The sequence below is a fragment of the Bacteroides sp. 1_1_14 genome, from assembly GCF_000162515.1.
Taxonomy (GTDB): domain Bacteria; phylum Bacteroidota; class Bacteroidia; order Bacteroidales; family Bacteroidaceae; genus Bacteroides; species Bacteroides thetaiotaomicron.
In genome coordinates this window covers 235,716-255,066 of the sequence record NZ_GG774703.1, presented here as the reverse complement: position 1 = coordinate 255,066, position 19,351 = coordinate 235,716, and the positions used below count along the sequence as shown (strand labels likewise).

16 protein-coding genes and 4 pseudogenes are annotated in these 19,351 nt (G+C 40.8%); 5 read left to right on the top strand and 15 right to left on the bottom strand.

What is annotated here, in order from left to right; genetic code table 11:
* The 4 genes from HMPREF9007_RS19855 to HMPREF9007_RS19870 all read right to left on the bottom strand — a co-directional run.
* A partial coding sequence (locus HMPREF9007_RS19855; protein WP_008760347.1) for a putative sulfate exporter family transporter occupies positions 1-775 on the bottom strand: 775 nt, incomplete at its 3' end.
* Between the two features lie 117 nt (positions 776-892).
* Positions 893-1,267 (bottom strand): YccF domain-containing protein, encoded by a 375-nt coding sequence (locus HMPREF9007_RS19860; RefSeq protein WP_008760346.1) that lies wholly within the window; start codon positions 1,265-1,267, stop codon positions 893-895.
* A 321-nt stretch (positions 1,268-1,588) separates the two neighbouring features.
* Positions 1,589-2,485, bottom strand: a complete 897-nt coding sequence (locus tag HMPREF9007_RS19865) for a LysR family transcriptional regulator (protein ID WP_008760345.1) — start codon at positions 2,483-2,485, stop codon at positions 1,589-1,591.
* A 57-nt stretch (positions 2,486-2,542) separates the two neighbouring features.
* The gene (locus HMPREF9007_RS19870) at positions 2,543-3,127 is read right to left on the bottom strand and encodes a DUF6621 family protein (protein WP_008760344.1); all 585 of its coding nucleotides are present in this window, start codon (positions 3,125-3,127) and stop codon (positions 2,543-2,545) included.
* A 223-nt stretch (positions 3,128-3,350) separates the two neighbouring features.
* Between HMPREF9007_RS19870 and clpB the strand changes: the two genes are divergently transcribed.
* On the top strand, positions 3,351-5,939 hold the full coding sequence (gene clpB, locus HMPREF9007_RS19875) for an ATP-dependent chaperone ClpB (protein ID WP_008760343.1): 2,589 nt from the start codon (positions 3,351-3,353) through the stop codon (positions 5,937-5,939).
* Positions 5,940-5,997: 58 nt separating this feature from the next.
* Here the strand turns inward: clpB and HMPREF9007_RS19880 are convergent, their stop codons facing one another.
* The 6 genes and pseudogenes from HMPREF9007_RS19880 to nusB form a co-directional block, all read right to left on the bottom strand.
* Complete coding sequence (locus HMPREF9007_RS19880) at positions 5,998-6,246, bottom strand: hypothetical protein (protein WP_008760342.1); 249 nt, start codon at positions 6,244-6,246, stop codon at positions 5,998-6,000.
* Positions 6,247-6,467: 221 nt separating this feature from the next.
* Complete coding sequence (locus HMPREF9007_RS19885; RefSeq protein ID WP_008760341.1) at positions 6,468-6,902, bottom strand: DUF5606 domain-containing protein; 435 nt, start codon at positions 6,900-6,902, stop codon at positions 6,468-6,470.
* 25 nt (positions 6,903-6,927) lie between these two features.
* The gene (coaE, locus tag HMPREF9007_RS19890; RefSeq protein WP_008760340.1) at positions 6,928-7,542 is read right to left on the bottom strand and encodes a dephospho-CoA kinase; all 615 of its coding nucleotides are present in this window, start codon (positions 7,540-7,542) and stop codon (positions 6,928-6,930) included.
* Positions 7,532-8,544, bottom strand: a pseudogene (locus HMPREF9007_RS19895) (YbbR-like domain-containing protein). The gene coaE and the pseudogene HMPREF9007_RS19895 overlap by 11 nt, the downstream one beginning before the upstream one ends.
* Before the next feature lie 21 nt (positions 8,545-8,565).
* A pseudogene (gene yajC / locus HMPREF9007_RS19900) lies at positions 8,566-8,882 on the bottom strand (preprotein translocase subunit YajC).
* A 40-nt stretch (positions 8,883-8,922) separates the two neighbouring features.
* Positions 8,923-9,849 carry a transcription antitermination factor NusB gene (gene nusB, locus HMPREF9007_RS19905; protein WP_008760339.1) on the bottom strand — a complete coding sequence of 309 codons (927 nt, stop codon included), beginning with the start codon at positions 9,847-9,849 and terminating at the stop codon, positions 8,923-8,925.
* Between the two features lie 168 nt (positions 9,850-10,017).
* On the opposite strand from nusB, the gene HMPREF9007_RS19910 reads away from it, so the two are divergent.
* From HMPREF9007_RS19910 to HMPREF9007_RS19925, 4 genes and pseudogenes are all read left to right on the top strand, one after another.
* Positions 10,018-10,422, top strand: a complete 405-nt coding sequence (locus tag HMPREF9007_RS19910) for a PUR family DNA/RNA-binding protein (RefSeq protein ID WP_008760338.1) — start codon at positions 10,018-10,020, stop codon at positions 10,420-10,422.
* A gap of 135 nt (positions 10,423-10,557) precedes the next feature.
* Positions 10,558-11,148, top strand: a complete 591-nt coding sequence (locus tag HMPREF9007_RS19915) for a 50S ribosomal protein L25/general stress protein Ctc (protein WP_008760337.1) — start codon at positions 10,558-10,560, stop codon at positions 11,146-11,148.
* A 137-nt stretch (positions 11,149-11,285) separates the two neighbouring features.
* Positions 11,286-11,851 (top strand): annotated as a pseudogene (gene pth / locus HMPREF9007_RS19920) (aminoacyl-tRNA hydrolase).
* Between the two features lie 101 nt (positions 11,852-11,952).
* A complete protein-coding gene (locus HMPREF9007_RS19925) occupies positions 11,953-12,375 on the top strand; it encodes a S4 domain-containing protein (protein WP_008760336.1) in 423 nt (140 codons plus the stop codon).
* A gap of 74 nt (positions 12,376-12,449) precedes the next feature.
* On the opposite strand, the gene HMPREF9007_RS19930 is transcribed toward HMPREF9007_RS19925, so the two are convergent.
* From HMPREF9007_RS19930 to HMPREF9007_RS19950, 5 genes and pseudogenes are all read right to left on the bottom strand, one after another.
* Positions 12,450-12,875, bottom strand: a complete 426-nt coding sequence (locus HMPREF9007_RS19930) for an HIT family protein (RefSeq protein WP_008760335.1) — start codon at positions 12,873-12,875, stop codon at positions 12,450-12,452.
* A gap of 49 nt (positions 12,876-12,924) precedes the next feature.
* Positions 12,925-15,200: pseudogene (locus HMPREF9007_RS19935) on the bottom strand (cation:proton antiporter).
* Between the two features lie 150 nt (positions 15,201-15,350).
* Positions 15,351-16,436: a glycine cleavage system aminomethyltransferase GcvT gene (gene gcvT / locus HMPREF9007_RS19940; protein WP_008760334.1), complete on the bottom strand. Its 1,086-nt coding sequence runs from the start codon at positions 16,434-16,436 to the stop codon at positions 15,351-15,353.
* 49 nt (positions 16,437-16,485) lie between these two features.
* A complete protein-coding gene (gene pepT, locus HMPREF9007_RS19945; protein WP_008760333.1) occupies positions 16,486-17,709 on the bottom strand; it encodes a peptidase T in 1,224 nt (407 codons plus the stop codon).
* Positions 17,710-17,829: 120 nt separating this feature from the next.
* Complete coding sequence (locus HMPREF9007_RS19950; RefSeq protein ID WP_008760332.1) at positions 17,830-19,239, bottom strand: amidophosphoribosyltransferase; 1,410 nt, start codon at positions 19,237-19,239, stop codon at positions 17,830-17,832.
* Between the last annotated feature and the right edge of the window lie 112 nt (positions 19,240-19,351).

The following is a 19,351-nucleotide window of genomic DNA, read 5'->3' as shown; positions in this document are numbered from 1 at the left end:
CCAGAATAAAGAAGAAAATAAACCAAGGAATACTTATCTTCTGTCCTTTACTTTTAAATATAAAAGAAGTGGCGAATGCCATTGGTATGATCCAAAGAGCACGGGTCAACTTGATAGTTGTAGCAACCTTCAGTGCTTCTTCACCATAAGCAGCACCTGCTCCCACCACAGAACTGGTATCATGAATAGCAATGGCAGCCCACGTGCCAAACTGATGTTCGGTCATATCCAAAGCATGTCCGATAGCCGGGAAGATAAAAAGCGCAATAGCATTCAGAATAAAGATCGTTCCCAATGCCACGGACATTTCACTGTCTTTGGCCCTCAGCACCGGCCCTACTGCCGCAATAGCACTACCACCACAGATAGCAGTTCCCGAACTAATCAGATAGGAAGTATTTCTGTCTATCTTGAATATTTTACGACCAATAAACCAGCCGATGAGCAACGTGCCCACCACAGAAATAACAGTGAACTCCATCCCTTCTTTACCGGATGCCAAAGCCGACTGAAGATTCATACCGAATCCCAATCCTACTACAGAATATTGCAGCAAATATTTAGATGTCTTTTTATTAAATTTGGGATGTGCCTGTCCGCAGGTTAATGCGAAAATAAGTCCGAGAAACAAAGCTACTGGAGGAGTCACCCATGCGGACCATGCTTGTAAACCAGGAATATAATCTAAAAATAAGAAAAAAGTTAAAGTAGAAAGTATTGCAACGTAAATTGTCTTGTTGTTGGTTTGCAACGTTTTTGTAGCGGTTGAAATCATTTTTTTATCTTTTTATAATTTTGCGGGTGCAAAGGTACGGCAAACAATCAAGACAAACCAATTGTTTCTAATTATCTATTATAACTTTTTGTTATAGTCACTTCTCTTATTGTTACATTATGCTCCTACGATGTCCTTTCCAAATGGTGATAATGCTAACGCAGCCAACTTAAAGTGCTGCAAACCAAAGGGAATACCGATAATGGTTATACACAGAACAATTCCGAAAGCCAAATGTGACAGACAAATCCAAATGCCACCCAAAAATAACCACAGGATATTCATCAGTATATAAAGACATCCACTCGAACGCCTGCCACTTCTCACCTCTTTACCGAAAGGCCATAAAGCAAGTCCGGCTAACTTTAACGTCTGTATACCAAAAGGAATACCTACGATCGTAAACATCATCAGCAGACTTGAAATAAGGTACTCCACTGCAGTAAAGATACCACCAAGCAGCAACCACAATAAGTTCATAAAACAACCCATATATATAGTATTAGTTATTTTCCACATTCGACTATACAAAGATACAGAAGAAATATGAGAATTTAAATGGCTTTTTTATAAACTTTCTCTTTTACTATTTCATTGAAGCTTTATGCAAAATGATACGTTCAATGGCTATACCTTCGTTTCCTTGCAGATCAAATACTATCCCTTTTTACTGAGAAATGATGAGAGACTAAATCTTTTTTTATTTTTTTAGTAGATAGTGAAAATCTATCTGCTCTGCCAAGAGATACAGTTTCACCACATCATGAGGTAGCCCTGCAGTTGGGATATGATTCGCATGAAAAGAAGCAACACCTACAAGTTCTTGCTATGATGCCCCGCAAAGCGCATAAAAACTTGAGATAATCCTCCCTCCTGCCCTTGTAGCTGCACAAAATTAAATTCGCGCAACATTGGCATCCCTTTTATCTCAACTACCCGTAAAGTGCCGGCCACAAGTTCTTTATGCACCGACCGGATAGAAACAATTCCCATACAATCAGTATGTTCCAAAAAGAGCTTGATACTCTCCGTACCACCAAGATACATCAGAACATTCAAAGAAGACAGCTTCAGATTGTGTTGCGACAGGGCTCGTTCAAATACATCCAACGTCCCCGAACCTCTTTCACGCAAAACCAAAGGGATATTCGGCAATTCTGCAGGTGTTATCTCCTCCTGAATATTTAGTTTACTGTTCACATGCACTACCGCAACAAGTTCATCTTGCAAAAACAAAGTATATTTCAGATTAGGTAAACGAAAAATACCTTCCACCAATCCCAATTCAATCCGGTGTTCTTGCAAAGCGACCTCCACTCCCCGAGAGTTTCCATTAAGGACGGAAAGATTGACTTGTGGAAACTTCGCAATAAAATGAGCCAATAAAGGGGGCAGAACATATTGAGCAATCGTCGTGCTAGCTCCCAGTTTCAACTCTCCAATATACTCGTTATGCAACAAATGCATTTCATATTCAAGCCGCTTGTAATCATCTAAAATCTTTTCGCTATGCTTCAGCAGTAATTCACCGGCAACAGTCAATGAGATTTTACTCCCCTGACGTTCGAACAAACGAGCCTGATAATAAGTCTCCAATTCCTGAATATGCTTAGTGATAGCAGGCTGGCTGACAAACAATTCTTGCGAAGCCTTTGTAAAACTCAGATTCTTCGCTACGCTCTGAAATACTTTTAAACGAAAATCGGACACCTTTTTATTTGAGTTATTTGAGGATTAAAATTCAAAATCAAGAATTAAACACAAGGACTATAGTTCTTCAGCTCTGATTCCTAATGCCTGCATAACAGGAAATGCCAACATATCCCACTTATACTCTACCTGCACTTCAGGCTCATTCATACGAAACTGGATAATCTCCTTGCCTTTCACTTCATGCAACGCATCGGATACTTTCTTTCCATATTCTTCATTGAAAGAAACGACAATCATCCTTTTCACATCAGCCGAATCAGCAACGATAGACAATAAATCCAAAAACAAATCTTCGCGTGAAACCATCCCTTCCGAAGGAACACTTGCAAATGAATATTCACCATAAGGACTCTGAAAAGCGACTCCATTCAACTCCTTCACCAAATCGGAAGGATGGCAATGTACAAGCTGATCGGACTCCTTATCGTAAACAAAAAGAAATTGTACTTCATTTTTCCCTTCCGTGATTCCGGCATCCAGAGTCAGATAAGTGGTCAACATAGAAAGGTCGATATCCTGTAAAGAACGTCGCAAAGTCTCTTCAAAGTAACCTTTCATATCTGTAATTACAAAATTCAAGAAAGCAGCATCAATCAACACTACTGTTTCAGACAGTTTTATTTGAGGTTTATCATTCATACCTTATTTATAATATGATTACAGCGGATAAAGATACTACAATACTTTTATTTATTCACTTCATTTCGCGGCAAATTCGTCAGTATCATTCAGATGAAAAACGTCATTTTGTCTTCTAACTCTCTTATTATCATGCTATTTTGTCATATTTTTCTACTTGGCAAATCTTTTGAGCCCTTTCAAGTGTTATTAAAATCATGAAAAAAGAAAGGAGAACAACCATATGAACTTTAACAATTTTACCATCAAATCTCAAGAAGCGGTACAGGAGGCCGTAAATCTCGTACAAAGTCGGGGACAACAGGCGATTGAACCTGCTCATATCCTACATGGAGTAATGAAGGTAGGCGAAAATGTGACTAACTTCATCTTCCAAAAATTAGGAATGAACGGGCAACAGGTAGCCCTAGTCGTTGACAAACAGATCGATTCTTTGCCTAAAGTATCCGGAGGAGAACCTTACCTAAGTAGAGAATCTAATGAAGTATTGCAGAAGGCAACCCAGTATTCTAAAGAAATGGGAGATGAATTTGTTTCATTGGAACATATTCTGCTGGCTTTGCTAACTGTGAAAAGTACCGTATCCACCATCTTGAAAGATGCCGGAATGACGGAAAAAGAATTGCGTAACGCTATCAATGAACTCAGGAAAGGAGAAAAAGTTACTTCTCAATCCAGTGAAGACAACTATCAGTCATTGGAGAAATACGCTATCAATCTGAACGAAGCCGCCCGCAGCGGCAAGCTGGATCCTGTAATCGGACGTGACGAGGAAATCCGACGGGTACTGCAAATATTAAGCCGTAGAACTAAGAACAATCCGATTCTGATTGGTGAACCGGGTACAGGTAAGACAGCTATCGTAGAAGGATTGGCACATCGTATCCTCCGGGGAGACGTACCCGAAAACCTGAAAAACAAACAGGTCTACTCTCTCGATATGGGAGCATTGGTTGCAGGAGCAAAATATAAAGGAGAATTCGAAGAACGACTAAAATCAGTTGTCAATGAGGTTAAGAAATCAGAAGGTGATATAATTTTGTTTATTGATGAGATTCATACACTGGTAGGCGCCGGCAAAGGCGAAGGAGCAATGGATGCTGCAAATATTCTGAAACCGGCATTAGCACGTGGAGAACTACGTTCGATCGGTGCAACCACTCTCGACGAATATCAGAAGTATTTCGAGAAAGATAAAGCATTGGAACGTCGTTTCCAGATTGTACAGGTAGATGAACCGGATACTCTGAGTACCATTTCCATCCTTCGTGGATTGAAAGAACGCTACGAGAACCATCATCATGTACGTATCAAAGACGATGCCATCATAGCAGCTGTAGAACTGAGCAGCCGTTACATCACTGACCGTTTCTTGCCGGACAAAGCAATCGACCTGATGGATGAAGCAGCAGCCAAACTACGTATGGAAGTAGATTCTGTTCCGGAAGAGTTGGATGAAATCTCACGTAAGATCAAACAGTTAGAAATCGAACGTGAAGCCATTAAGCGTGAAAATGATAAGCCGAAACTGGAAATTATCGGCAAAGAACTGGCCGAACTAAAAGAAGCTGAAAAGTCCTTCAAAGCTAAATGGCAAAGTGAAAAAACGCTGATGGATAAAATCCAGCAAAACAAAGTGGAAATCGAGAATCTGAAGTTCGAAGCAGAGAAAGCAGAACGTGAAGGAGACTATGGAAAAGTCGCCGAAATCCGTTACGGAAAGCTTCAGGCTCTGGACAAAGAGATAGAAGATACGCAGGAGAAACTTCGTGGTATGCAAGGCGATAAAGCCATGATCAAAGAAGAAGTGGATGCTGAAGACATCGCTGACGTTGTTTCACGCTGGACGGGCATCCCTGTCAGCAAGATGATGCAAAGTGAGAAAGATAAATTATTGCATCTGGAAGACGAACTCCATCAACGAGTGATTGGACAGGACGAAGCAATTGAAGCGGTTGCAGATGCCGTACGTCGTAGCCGTGCCGGATTACAGGATCCCAAACGCCCGATCGGTTCTTTTATTTTCCTTGGAACGACCGGTGTCGGTAAAACTGAACTGGCAAAGGCATTGGCGGAATTCCTCTTTGACGATGAATCGATGATGACGCGTATAGATATGAGCGAGTATCAAGAAAAGCATAGTGTTTCTCGTTTGGTCGGAGCACCTCCGGGATACGTTGGATACGATGAAGGTGGCCAGCTGACAGAAGCCATTCGCCGGAAACCTTACTCAGTTGTTTTGTTTGACGAAATAGAAAAAGCGCATCCGGATGTTTTCAATATCCTGTTGCAAGTACTGGATGACGGACGACTCACTGACAACAAAGGAAGAGTAGTCAACTTCAAAAACACCATTATCATCATGACTTCAAATATGGGAAGTTCTTATATACAAAGTCAGATGGAGAAACTGAGCGGTTCGAATAAGGAAGAAGTTATCGAAGAAACGAAGAAGGAAGTGATGAATATGCTAAAGAAAACCATTCGTCCGGAATTCCTGAATCGTATTGATGAAACAATCATGTTCCTGCCGCTGACGGAAACTGAAATCAAGCAAATTGTACTCTTACAAATCAAAGGTGTACAAAAGATGCTTGCAGAAAACGGAGTTGAACTGGAAATGACAGATGCTGCCTTGAGTTTCTTATCCCAAGTAGGATATGATCCTGAATTTGGAGCCCGTCCAGTAAAAAGAGCTATCCAGCGTTATTTACTGAACGATCTGTCGAAAAAGTTATTGTCTCAGGAAGTCGACAGAAGCAAAGCAATCATTGTTGACTCAAACGGAGACGGATTAGTGTTCAGAAACTAAATTATAGTTAGTTGTTATAAGGATAGCCGGTATGTTCTCAAGTGAGCATATCGGCTTTTTATATTCCTGAATATATAATTCTTCTTACTTCCGGCTGACAATTAGGATGGCTCATGACTAAGACATAAGTACCTTTTCTGGATATCTCCAAAGTGAGTGAAGGCAAGGCAAATCTATGTTTCTCTTTCAACTCCCCCTGCGAATCATATAAAAATACCATTGTACCTACCAACATTCCTGTTAAGCACAATGTTCCTTTTTCATTATCAAGATAAACGTTTACCTCTTTATTTGTTATTACATCCATATTTTGTGCGTATATTAGCAGTCACAAAGATAGAGAAAAACTATGTTTATTTACTATATAAACAATAAAATATTCATGCAAACATAAGATTGCTTAAAGAACACTAAAGGGGATCCTTTAATTACGCAGACATATAAAAACACAAAAAAGCGTGACAACTTGCAACATTGTCACGCTTTCCTTATTACATTTATGCATCTAAGCCATCAATGTTTCATGACTTATTTTTCATCAGTCGCAACCTCTTCTTCAGCTTCCGGCTCTGATTTAAATTCTGTAATTCCATTCGAAATTAAGATGTTATACCAGGAAATCAATTTCTTAATATCCGCAACGTATACTCTTTCACGATCAAAGTTAGGCAATACCTCCCCTAAATACTCGCGTAACTGCTCCGGAGTAGCTTTTTTAGGGTCAATGGAGGTGACTGCAGTATTTTCTTTTTTCTTCATAGCTTCCAGCACATCATACAAAGGTACTTCAGCATCATCTGTATACATTGCTATATCTGCCAAAGAGATAATTTTCTCATTACCATAAGCGGGGAAACGTTTTTTATCTGCACTGATTGATTCAACAATCAACATATTTTTTCCTTGCGAAATTAGTTTGTACAATCCCGGTTTACCGGAGATAGACAGGATAGTCTTCAACATAGTATATATTCTTTTATTTATTAAATTATTTTTTTGCGGAGCAAAGGTAATGATTATTTTTAGATAGCAAAGAAATAAACTTCAAAACCTGCGGAATTAAAGGGGTTTCATCGTCATTCACGATTACAAAATCAGCATGACTCCGCTTTACCTCATCGCTCATTTGCGCTTCGATACGTTTCATTATCAATTCCCTTGAAGAATGGTCACGCCTAATTGCTCGTTCCACTCTCACCTCCAACGGTGCATATACCATTACTACAAAGTCTACTTCCTGCTTAAAGCCTGCTTCCAGAAGGATGGCAGATTCCATACCGACCATAGCTATATCACCTTTCCCTTTCACCCATCGCCTGAAGTCTTCTTTCACCTGCGGATGAATGACAGCATTCACTTTTTTCGCATGTTCGGGGCTTCCAAATGTATAAGATGCTAATAAAGGACGATTCAATTTTCCATTCAGGAAAACATCCTGTCCGACCAAGGCGCAAAGTTCCCGACGTATCACGTCATTCGTATGAGTGATACGCTTCGCCTCAATATCGGAAATATAAACGGGGATTCCCATAATCTCCAGCAATCTGGAAACTATACTTTTTCCACTACCGATACCGCCGGTAATACCTATTTTAATAGCCATCGGAAGAAACTTGTTCTATCAGAAAATCAACTTGCTCGGGTACAATACGGATTTGATTGATTCCACGGGGAGCCGACTTCAACTTCACCGTATATTTATCCGATCCTAATTTTAGCAGTTCCTCATAAGAAACATTAATCACAAAATCACTGGCTTTAATGCTACGAAAACGCTTTAAACCCACTTGAAAAGTAATTTGAACCTTTGATGGAAAAGCACGGAGCACTTTATCTGCCGGGAAGTTAATCCCACGCAACGGCACCTCCACGGTTTTCTCAGTATAAATATCAACAGGGAAAGTCAGTTCAACCGAGGCGGGAACAAACTTCACTCCTTTTTTATTATCCAAGGCAACCCGTTGCCGAATCGTATCCGATATATTTTCAAGATTTACCTCTTGAGTATAAGCGGTTGTTATAGTATCCAAAATTCCGGCCGGAGCATATACCAATACGGAATCCGGACTGCAAATGGTATCAGAAACATAATATTGAAGCCCTGCAGTCACTTTTCCTTGAAAATGAACGGGTACTAATTTGGACTTGCCTGTCGAATAGATATAATCTAACGTATCAGGTTTTATTGAAAGTATCTTAGAAGAAGCATTCAATTGACTGAGTATCTTCTTTTCAAACTCAGAGGCAAAGATTTTCACGTGATTATTTTGCCCTTTATAGTCAGGGAAACTCAGATTTACCGGAAAGAAACTCTTCCCCAACATATAATTGAGAAGCACTGTTCCTTTATCTTTTACCCGGACGCGAAGTTCGGAAGGAGGTTCCGAAGTGAGCACAATATTATTAGGGACATCCTTCATCCTCACCGGGATAGAGAATTCCGCTTCATAGTCATTATTAAGAGTCTGAATCAGCCAAAATCCACCGGCTATCAGGAAAAAAAATAAAAAATTAAGAACTCCCTGCTTTTATCACTAAGCAGGAAATCCTTAATTCTCTTGGATAGTCTTAAATATGTATATCTTAATTTCCTACGATCAAGCATAGGGTATTTGTTTACTAAAGATTATTTAGACTGATTGCCGGCAGCCGAAGCATCAGCAAAAATAGAATTCTTATCTATTTTAATCTTCACGTTAGAAGCGATTTCAAGTACTATATAATCATCAGTAATCTCTTGATTGTACCATGGATACCACCTGCAGTAATTACCGACTGGTTTACCTGAAGAGATTTACGGAAATTAGCAATTTCTTTCTGCTTCTTATTTTGAGGGCGAATCATAAAGAAATACATGATAACAAACATAGCTATCAGCATGATCCACATCATACTTCCACCTCCCGCTGCGGGAGCTTGCAATAATACAGTCAATAAGTTCATAAATAATCAAGTTTTAGTTTCTACTATATGGACAAAGGTATCAGTTTTTAGTCAACTTACCTTCTTTTTTCAATTGATTAACTATTCCATCCAGCGTTCCGTTGATAAAGCTACCACTCTTGGCAGTGCTATACAACTTCGCAATTTCTACATATTCATTTAACGAAACACTTACCGGAATGTTCGGGAAACTTAAAATTTCGGCTAAAGCAGTCTGCATAATGATAATATCCATAAATGCGATACGATCCAAATCCCAGTTCTTCGTATTCTCGCTCACAAGATGACGGTAATAGTCAGCATTCAGAATTGTACGACGGAACAAGCGGCGTGCAAATTCCTGATCTTCGTCATCCTTGAATTCGGGAAGTAATTCCTGATTTGCTCCGTTCTTTTCTTCAAAACGCTTAATCGTTTTCAAGACAAAGGTATCTACAATCTCTTTATCGTCATTCCAATACAGACTCTGGTCTTCCAGCACCTGATCAAGAGAATCATTATTAAAGATATATGTTTTATAGAGTTTTCTCCACAATTCGCGGTCAGCTTCATATGAATTGTCACCGGAAGCCATATAATCTTTATAAATATCGCTTTCTACTATTTTCTCATAAAGCTCTTTGACGAAATCCTGATCATTTGCCCAAGTTCTCTTCTGATTAGATATAAACTCGGTCAGTTGCTTGTTCACCTCCAACTGTGCAACAAACTTATTATCCACAAACTTTGTGTTGGGATACAACTCTTCTTTAGTAGGAGCCAGTTTTGCTTTTGCCGCATCAATGCGTTTTTGTGCATACTCTGTTAATGCCATCATCAGCATTAACAAATAATTATAAAGGTCATACGCCTTTGAAAGGCTGAAGAATAACTCTTTCTCCGCTGAGTCTAGATTTTTGCTGCCATTTTGGTAATAGGCATACACTATTTGTATAATCTTAAGACGAATAAGAACTCTGTTGATCATAATTCAAATTAATACTGTTATTATCGAACTGCAAAAGTAGATATTTTTAATGAGTTTCCACAAATAAATCACATTTTTTAATGCAGTATTTGATTCTCTGCGCTTTTTCTTTTGACAGTTTAAAAAAAATATCCAATTTTGAGGCCGATTATTAACGGACCCAATGATATGGAAGATTTTAAAAAGAAAATGAACGCAGACATGAATGATAAGGAGATCGTTTTCTCCAAGTCCATCAAAGCAGGTAAACGCATCTATTACCTCGATGTGAAGAAGAACCGTAAAGATGAAATGTTTTTAGCTATTACGGAGAGTAAGAAAGTGGTGATGGGAGAAGGAGATGACTCTCAGGTTAGCTTCGAAAAGCATAAAATCTTCTTATATAAGGAGGATTTTCAGAAATTTATGGCAGGATTGACAGAAGCCATCAGTTTTATTAACCACAGTGACATGAACGATTACATCAGCCGCCTGAACGAAGAAGCTGATATAAAAAGAGAACAGGAAGCTCTTGCCGAAGAAGCACAAGAGGACAAGCTGGAAAACGAAATTAAGATTGATATTGACTTTTAAAGAGGTAACTCTTTGATATTTCAAAAAAAACAGTACTTTTGCACCGCTTTTTTGCAACATCATGTGATAATCCACATCGTGTAATGGTGAATTAAGCAAAATAACTTAATTTAGAGTAACACAATTTTTTAAGAAATGAAATCAATTGAAGTAAAAGGAACTGCAAGAACTATTGCAGAACGCTCTTCGGAACAAGCAAGAGCTTTGAAAGAAATTCGTAAGAACGGTGGTGTACCTTGTGTACTTTACGGAGCTGGTGAAGTTGTTCACTTTACAGTGACTAACGAAGGTCTTCGTAACTTGGTATATACTCCGCACATTTACGTAGTAGATCTGGATATCGATGGCAAAAAAGTAAACGCTATCCTGAAAGATATTCAATTCCACCCGGTAAAAGACAACATTCTTCATGTTGACTTCTATCAGATTGACGAAGCTAAACCTATCGTTATGGAAGTTCCGGTACAGTTGGAAGGTCTTGCAGAAGGTGTGAAAGCCGGTGGTAAGCTTGCATTGCAGATGCGTAAGATCAAAGTGAAAGCTCTGTACAATGTAATTCCTGAAAAACTGACTGTTAACGTTTCTCACCTGGGATTGGGTAAGACTGTTAAAGTTGGCGAACTGAGCTTCGAAGGTCTTGAACTGATCAGCGCTAAGGAAGCAGTTGTATGTGCTGTTAAGTTGACTCGTGCAGCAAGAGGTGCAGCAGCAGCCGCTGGAAAGTAATTTGAGATTATCCCTGTAAAGAGATATAGCAAAACGCAGATTAATGCAGATTAAAGCAGATGTTCAGTCTGCATTAGTTTGCGTTAATTTGCGTTTCTCTTTTTATATTCACGAACTGTTTTTTACGAAAAACAATGATTAAATATCTAATTGTCGGACTAGGAAACATTGGACCCGAATATCATGAAACCCGGCATAATATTGGTTTCATGACAGTAGAGGCATTGGCAAGAATCAACAATGCTCCTCCCTTTATTGACGGACGCTACGGATTTACCACTAGTTTTTCGATCAAAGGACGCCAGTTAATCCTGCTCAAACCGTCAACTTTCATGAACCTGAGCGGACTGGCCGTTCGCTACTGGATGCAAAAAGAAACATCCCTTTGGAAAATGTGTTAATAGTAGTAGACGATCTGGCTCTCCCCTTCGGCACTCTGCGTCTGAAAGGAAAAGGAAGTGATGCCGGACATAATGGTCTGAAGCACATAGCAGCCATTTTAGGAACTCAGAACTATGCCCGTTTACGCTTTGGTATCGGAAATGACTTCCCCAAAGGCGGACAGATTGATTATGTACTCGGACACTTTACTGACGAAGATCGCAAGACAATGGATGAAAGACTGGAAACAGCCGGAGAAATCATTAAAAGTTTCTGTCTGGCAGGTATTGATATTACCATGAACCAGTTCAATAAGAAATAGGAGTATTTACAATTGACTATTTCACAGCGTATATATGCAAACGGTCATTAAGTACTCCACCATGACACATGGTACACTGTTAATTAATAAATTATCAATATATGGCAGAAGCAAGAATAGATAAATGGATGTGGGCTGTTCGTATTTTCAAGACACGCACAATTGCCGCCGAAGCCTGCAAGATGAACCGTGTCACTATCAACGGAGCATACGTAAAGGCATCTCGCATGATAAAGCCGGGTGATGTAGTTCAAGTTAAGAAGCCGCCTATTACCTATTCATTCAAAGTGTTGCAAGCTATTGAGAAGCGAGTAGGCGCAAAGCTTGTACCCGATGTAATGGAAAACGTTACCACTCCCGACCAATACGAACTATTGGAAATGAGTAAAATCAGCGGATTCATTGATCGCGCACGGGGAACCGGACGTCCAACCAAAAAAGACCGCAGAAGTCTGGAGGAATTCACAGCTCCGGAATTTATGGATGATTTTGATTTCGACTTTGATTTCGACGAAGATAAGTAAATAATGAACGGTGAATAAACTTATAGCATGAAGTTACAAGTTTATTCACCGTTTATTATTTTACCAACTGTTGATTACAGATTTGCTTTCACAGCATCAATTAGCTCCTGATATTCAGCATCGGTCAAATAAACTTTTCCCGGATTCATCTGAAATACACCGCCATAATCAGGTCCGTCTACATATTTCGGAGCCAGATGGAAATGCAAATGAGATAATTTATCTGAGTAAGCACCATAGTTGATCTTTTCCGGCTGGAAAGCTTTCTGCATTGCACGGGTAACACGTGCCACATCAGCCATAAATGCATTACGGTCTTCATCGCTCAATTCGTTCAAATCATTTACGTGATCCTTGTAAGCAACGAGGCAACGCCCCCGATAAGTTTGCTCTTTAAACAAAAACACACGTGATACACTAAGCTGCGCAATCTCAATCATCAGATTATGCAACGTTTCATTGTTCTGGCAATACAGACATTCTTTTGGATCACTCTTCATGATATTCTTATTTTTATGTTTTGACAAAGCAAAAATAGTCGTTCTGCTTTTATTTCACCTGTATTTTTTCGTTTTTTTGATCGACTAATTGGTACACATTCTCTTTTTCACCAACAACCCACACTACATCCCCCTCTTCGAACGGTGCATTTACATCCGGCACCATCAGAGTGCCATCTTCCCGTTCCACACCGGCTATCATACAATGATACTTATCCCGTATACCCGATTCACGGATTGTTTTACCCAGAAAAACGGAGTCTGCATCAATAATGAACTGCTTCAAAGCCATCTCTCCCTTCTCATACATCTCCCAGTCTATCTTCGCACCACTTTGCATGGCACTGCTAAATACATTCAATTGTTCGTCCGTTCCTATTACCTGTATCTTGTCCATAGGAAAAAGACGCACCGAGCCACCGGGAATATTAATCCTTCTCTTCCCCCGCAAGATAGAAGCGATATGAATGCCATATTTCTTTCCCAAATTTAGTTCCATCAACGTTTTTCCCGCCCAAGTGGATTCCCCCGGAATCTCCAAATCCGCCAAATGCAGATCATGAGATAACAGACGTCCGGCATATTCGGGTTTCTTCTCTCCCAAATATTCTGCACGCACCTCTCTGGAACGCAGATTTTGAAAGAAACGCCGTTCTATCAATATAGATTGCTTTTTCAAACGACGCGACCAGACCATCAACAAGACTGCAAGCACAGCCACTCCAATAATCAATCCAATAGATGCCTTAAACAATCCCGATATCACAAAAATGACAAATAACGCCGCAATCATAATACGTATGACAATAGTAGACACCAATGGTGCACGATTGGCACGGTTATCATGCCACAGGGTCATAAATTCCACCGAATGGTTTTTCTTCACCATGATAGCACGCAGGAAAGGCGAAATGCAAAGGATAATAAAAACAGCCCCCAATAATGACGCCCAGAAATGAGGCAGGTTCTCCTTAAAGAATGGGACGACAAAACGGAAAGACAGTGCAATAATGGATATACTGACAATTGAATATACCACAGTTATGCGTACCATTGCCAGCAACAGCTTCTTCCACAAATTCTCATGATTAAGTACTGTTTGCGAGCCCGAAGAATAACGCATTAAGAACTTTCTCCAGGAAGCGGGTAAATGAGCATCCACAAAAGAAGAAGCCGGTTCAGCCAGACGAATCATATAAGGAGTCAGGAAAGTGGTTATCACAGAAACTGCTACCACTATCGGATATAAGAAATCGCTCGTCACGTGCAGAGATACACCCAATGAAGCTATAATAAATGCGAATTCACCAATCTGAGTCAAACTGAAACCGCACTGCATAGCCGTCTTCAAGGGTTTGCCGGAAAGAATCACGCCGAATGTTCCGAAGGTAGCCTGCCCCAAAATAACTGCGATCGTAATTACAATGATAGGTATTGCATATTCAATAATCATTGCAGGATCGACCATCATCCCCACCGATACAAAGAAAATTGCGCCAAAAAGATCTTTCACCGGCTTCACCAACCGGTCAATAGATTCCGCTTCGATTGTTTCTGCCAGAATAGACCCCATGATAAACGCACCGAATGCAGCAGAGAACCCTGTATTGGCTGCCATCACTACCATACCGAAACACAGTGCCAATGATACGATAAGCAGAGTTTCCTCTCCCATCAGTTTCCTGCAACGCTTCAAAAACTCCGGAATCAGATAGATGCCTACTACAAACCACAAAATAAGAAAGAACAGCAGTTTACCAATACTCTCCAGCATCTCGGTGCCTTCAAAGTTATGGCTTACCGCCATCGTAGAAAGCATCACCATCAATACAATAGCCAGTATATCCTCCAGAATCAGAATACTCAGTACAAGCCCGGTGAACTGCTTCTTCCTCAGTCCCAAGTCATCGAACGCCTTTATAAAATAATAGTAGTAGAAGACATCGCAATCATACCACCTAGAAACAGGCTGTCCATCCGATGCCAGCCGAATCCCATACCGACACCTATCCCCAGCAATATCATACAAAAGATGATGGTGCAGGCAGCGATGATAGCAGAACCTCCAACTTTTACGATTTTCTTAAAACTGAACTCCAGACCAAGAGCAAACAACAAGAAGATAACGCCAATATCCGCCCATGTCTTAATGTTGGCGGTATCCATTACTGATGGTGTATAAGGCATGTGCGGACTTGCCAGAAAACCGGCAACCACATATCCCAACACCAAAGGTTGCTTTAACTTCTTAAACAACAAAGTCATGACGCCGGCACAGATCAATATCAGCGCAAGATCGGCAATGAGTGTAGGTAATTGAGACATTGTTTCATCGTATTTGGTGACAAAATTAAAATAAATCTATCGTATAAACAACAGATTCACGGATATGTTTCACATCAACCATCATAAAATGATTTAGCCCCGGATAGTATCAAAACCTATCCGGGGCTAAAAATTCTATAAACTCAAGATTTATTTTCTAAAAGGTGGCTTCACCACTATTGCCTTCAATTTACGTCTACGCATATCAATACAGATTTCCGTGCCAACTTTGGCATATTCCGGTTTCACATATCCCATACCAATACCAATCTTGCGAGTGGGAGACATTGTTCCGGAAGTCACCACGCCTATACCTTCCCCTTCCCCATTCACGAGTTCATAGCCGTGACGAGGAATGCCGCGGTCAATCATTTCAAAACCAACCAGTTTACGGGTAGTTCCTTCTGCCTTCTGCTTTTCCAGCATCGGACGGTTAATGAACTCCTTACCTTCCACAAACTTAGTGATCCATCCCAATCCAGCTTCGATCGGTGAAGTCTTATCATCCAGATCATTGCCATAAAGGCAAAATCCCATTTCCAGACGAAGCGTATCACGGGCACCCAGCCCTACCGGCTTGATACCGAATTCTTCCCCCGCCTCAAATACAGCTTTCCATACCGCCTCGGCAGCATCCGGATAGAAATAAAGTTCAAAACCTCCGGCACCGGTGTATCCGGTATTGGAGATAATCACATTCTCTTTTCCCGCAAACCGGCCAACGGTAAATGTATAATAAGGAATAGCCGACAGATCGATATCCGTCAACTTCTGCAAAGCAAGAATAGCCTTCGGACCCTGAACAGCAAGCTGCGCCATATTATCGGAAGAATTCTCCAGTTCCGCCCCCTCCGTATTATGAGAAACACACCAGTCCCAATCCTTTTCTATATTGGCCGCATTCACTACCAGCAGATATTTTTCCGGCTCATAGCAATATACCAGCAAGTCATCTACAATTCCCCCTTCTTCATTAGGGAAGCAGGTATATTGTATCTTACCGGGAACAAGTGCCGCCACATTATTGGAAGTCACCTTCTGAAGAAAGGCTAACGCTTGCGGCCCTTTCACCCAGAATTCTCCCATATGGGATACATCAAATACCCCGACTGCATTACAAACAGTCAGATGTTCATCAATAATTCCAGAGTACTCGATAGGCATATTATAGCCTGCAAATTCGTGCATTTTAGCACCTAATGCAATGTGTTTCTCTGTAAACGGAGTGGTTTTCATTTTTTGTGTATTAAGTTTTAAGTAATAAATTGATATTCGTGGAATGTAATCACTTAGAAGCTACTAGTTCGGCAATCTTCACAATGACGTTCATTGCCTTCTCCATATTCTGAATAGGAACAAACTCATAACGTCCGTGGAAATTAAGACCGCCGGCAAAAATATTCGGGCAGGGTAAACCTTTGAATGATAGCTGCGCTCCATCCGTACCGCCACGAATCGGCTTCACATTCGGCTTCACTCCTACCGCCTCCATGGCTGCAAAAGCTGTGTCGATGATATGCATCACCGGTTCTATTTTCTCACGCATATTATAGTATTGGTCACGTAACTCTAGCGTCGCCGTACCTTCTCCATATTCGGTGTTGATCTCCGCAACCAGACGTTTTATTTCTTCCTTGCGTTTCTCAAACTTGGCACGGTCATGGTCGCGAATGATATAAGACACTGTACTTTGCTCCACATCTCCCTGAATACTGATCAGATGATAGAATCCTTCATACCCTTCAGTCTGCTCCGGTGTTTCCATCGATGGCAACATTGCGATAAACTGATTAGCGACACGAATCGAGTTTATCATCTTATTCTTTGCATATCCGGGGTGTACATTACGTCCTTTAAAAGTAATCTTTGCAGCGGCAGCATTGAAATTTTCAAACTCCAGTTCCCCTACTTCACCACCATCCATCGTATACGCCCATTCGCAGCCAAACTTCCCGACATCGAACTTATGCGCACCTTCACCGATTTCCTCATCCGGATTGAAACCGATACGAATCTTTCCATGTTTGATTTCGGGATGTTCTTTCAGATAAACGATTGCTGATACGATCTCGGCAATTCCCGCTTTATCATCCGCACCAAGCAACGTCTTGCCGTTTGTTACAATCAAATCCTCTCCTTTATGATTGAGCAGTTCCGGAAATTGTGCAGGAGAAAGAATGATATTTTCTTCGGCACAAAGCACTATATCCGTCCCATCGTAGCCTTTTACAATACGTGGAGTTACATCTTTTCCTGTCATATCGGGACTTGTATCCATATGAGCGATAAACCCGATAGTGGGTACTTTTTTATCTATATTAGCAGGAAGCGTGGCAAAAAGATAGCCATGTTCATCCAAAGTAATATCTTCCAACCCCAAAGATTCCAGTTCAGTCTTCAGATATTCAGCGAATACCATCTGTTTCGGAGTACTGGGAGTAAGCCCTGTTGATTCATCCGACTGTGTATCAAAGCTCACATACTTCAAAAATCTGTCTACTAAAGTCATATCTATTTTACGATTTAATGATTTGCAATTTACATTTTGATAGTTTATAGTGCCGTAAAGGTAAAAAAAAGAGCCGTGAATTGACAAACAATTCACGGCTCTTTTTTCTCTGTATATTACTTAAAAGTGACTGCTACCATCAAAACAATGCGTACACACTTTACATTTCGGCAGCCCGATAGCTTCAATCAAAGTCTCAAGCGTGTTGAATTTCAATGAAGTCAGTCCGAAACGCTCGGCTATGATACTAACCATTTTCTCGTATTCGGGAGACCCCGTAGTGGCATATTTCTCCAGATTCTTATTCTCATCACCTTCCAGTTCTTTAATAATACGACGGGTAATCAACTCCAAAGCATTCTTAGAAGCCGAGAAACCCACAAACGGACAAGCATAGATCAACGGAGGGCAAGCGATACGCATATGTACCTCTTTCGCTCCATAATCATATAGAATCTTCACATTATCACGCAACTGTGTTCCACGCACAATCGAATCATCACAGAACAGCAGACGCTTTCCCTGAAGCATGGCACGATTCGGAATTAGCTTCATCTTTGCAACCAGCGAACGCATTTCCTGATTGCTCGGTGTGAAGCTACGAGGCCATGTCGGTGTATATTTTGAAATGGCACGATGGTAAGGAACTCCTTTACCTTCCGCATATCCCAACGCCATACCTACTCCCGAATCAGGAATACCACAGGCACAATCCACTTCCGATTCGTCCTTCTGTCCCATCTTCATTCCACTGGTGAAACGGACTTCTTCTACATTTTTGCCCTCATAACAAGAGGTCGGGAAACCATAATACACCCAAAGGAAAGAACAAATCTGCATTCCTTCATTCGGTTGGCGAAGCTGCTCGATATGATCGGGATACATGCGTACTATTTCCCCCGGTCCCAGATACTTTTCGATTTCATAATCCAGATTCGGGAAACTGGATGACTCGCTGGTAGCGGCATACGCACCATCTTTTTTGCCGATCACCACCGGAGTACGTCCCCATTGGTCACGGGCCGCGATAATGCTGCCATCCTCTGTCAGAATCAGCATAGAACAAGAACCCTTGATATGTTTGAATACGTTCTCGATACCTTCGGTGAAGGTTCTTCCTTGTATGATAAGCAGTGCGATGAGTTCCGTTTGATTGGTATTGCTCGAACTAAGTTCGGCGAAGTGCATATTTTGGTTGAGAAGGTCTTCTTCCAGTTCCTGGATATTCGATATTTTAGCAACTGTGACGATGGCGAAGCGGCCGAGGTGGGAATTGATGATAATGGGTTGTGCATCTGTGTCGCTGATAATGCCTATGCCGGCATTGCCTTTAAATTTATCAAGCTCTCCTTCAAACTTGGATCGGAAATATGTACTTTCCAGATTGTGAATGGAGCGAATAAATCCTTTCTCCTGACTATAAGTCGCGAGTCCGCCCCGCTTTGTACCCAGATGTGAGTTATAATCTGTACCATAGAATAAATCAGTCACGCAACTCGATTTCGAGACTGTTCCGAAAAAACCTCCCATGTTGTTCTCTTTATTGATAATGTTTAAAAAAAGATGGCGCAAAAGTACAAAAAAGAATCCATCCGATAAAAAAAGCACTCCGCAAAGTTTTAATTTTCTTTGCGGAGTACTT

Excerpts from the sequence above, each read along its gene's own strand:
- HMPREF9007_RS19860 (WP_008760346.1), bottom strand. The coding sequence starts at position 1,267 with ATGGGTTGTTTTATGAACTTATTGTGGTTGCTGCTTGGTGGTATCTTT.
- HMPREF9007_RS19870 (WP_008760344.1), bottom strand. The coding sequence starts at position 3,127 with ATGAATGATAAACCTCAAATAAAACTGTCTGAAACAGTAGTGTTGATT.
- clpB (WP_008760343.1), top strand. The coding sequence starts at position 3,351 with ATGAACTTTAACAATTTTACCATCAAATCTCAAGAAGCGGTACAGGAG.
- HMPREF9007_RS19880 (WP_008760342.1), bottom strand. The coding sequence starts at position 6,246 with ATGGATGTAATAACAAATAAAGAGGTAAACGTTTATCTTGATAATGAA.
- HMPREF9007_RS19885 (WP_008760341.1), bottom strand. The coding sequence starts at position 6,902 with ATGTTGAAGACTATCCTGTCTATCTCCGGTAAACCGGGATTGTACAAA.
- coaE (WP_008760340.1), bottom strand. The coding sequence starts at position 7,542 with ATGGCTATTAAAATAGGTATTACCGGCGGTATCGGTAGTGGAAAAAGT.
- nusB (WP_008760339.1), bottom strand. The coding sequence starts at position 9,849 with ATGATCAACAGAGTTCTTATTCGTCTTAAGATTATACAAATAGTGTAT.
- HMPREF9007_RS19910 (WP_008760338.1), top strand. The coding sequence starts at position 10,018 with ATGGAAGATTTTAAAAAGAAAATGAACGCAGACATGAATGATAAGGAG.
- HMPREF9007_RS19915 (WP_008760337.1), top strand. The coding sequence starts at position 10,558 with ATGAAATCAATTGAAGTAAAAGGAACTGCAAGAACTATTGCAGAACGC.
- HMPREF9007_RS19925 (WP_008760336.1), top strand. The coding sequence starts at position 11,953 with ATGGCAGAAGCAAGAATAGATAAATGGATGTGGGCTGTTCGTATTTTC.
- HMPREF9007_RS19930 (WP_008760335.1), bottom strand. The coding sequence starts at position 12,875 with ATGAAGAGTGATCCAAAAGAATGTCTGTATTGCCAGAACAATGAAACG.
- gcvT (WP_008760334.1), bottom strand. The coding sequence starts at position 16,436 with ATGAAAACCACTCCGTTTACAGAGAAACACATTGCATTAGGTGCTAAA.
- pepT (WP_008760333.1), bottom strand. The coding sequence starts at position 17,709 with ATGACTTTAGTAGACAGATTTTTGAAGTATGTGAGCTTTGATACACAG.
- HMPREF9007_RS19950 (WP_008760332.1), bottom strand. The coding sequence starts at position 19,239 with ATGGGAGGTTTTTTCGGAACAGTCTCGAAATCGAGTTGCGTGACTGAT.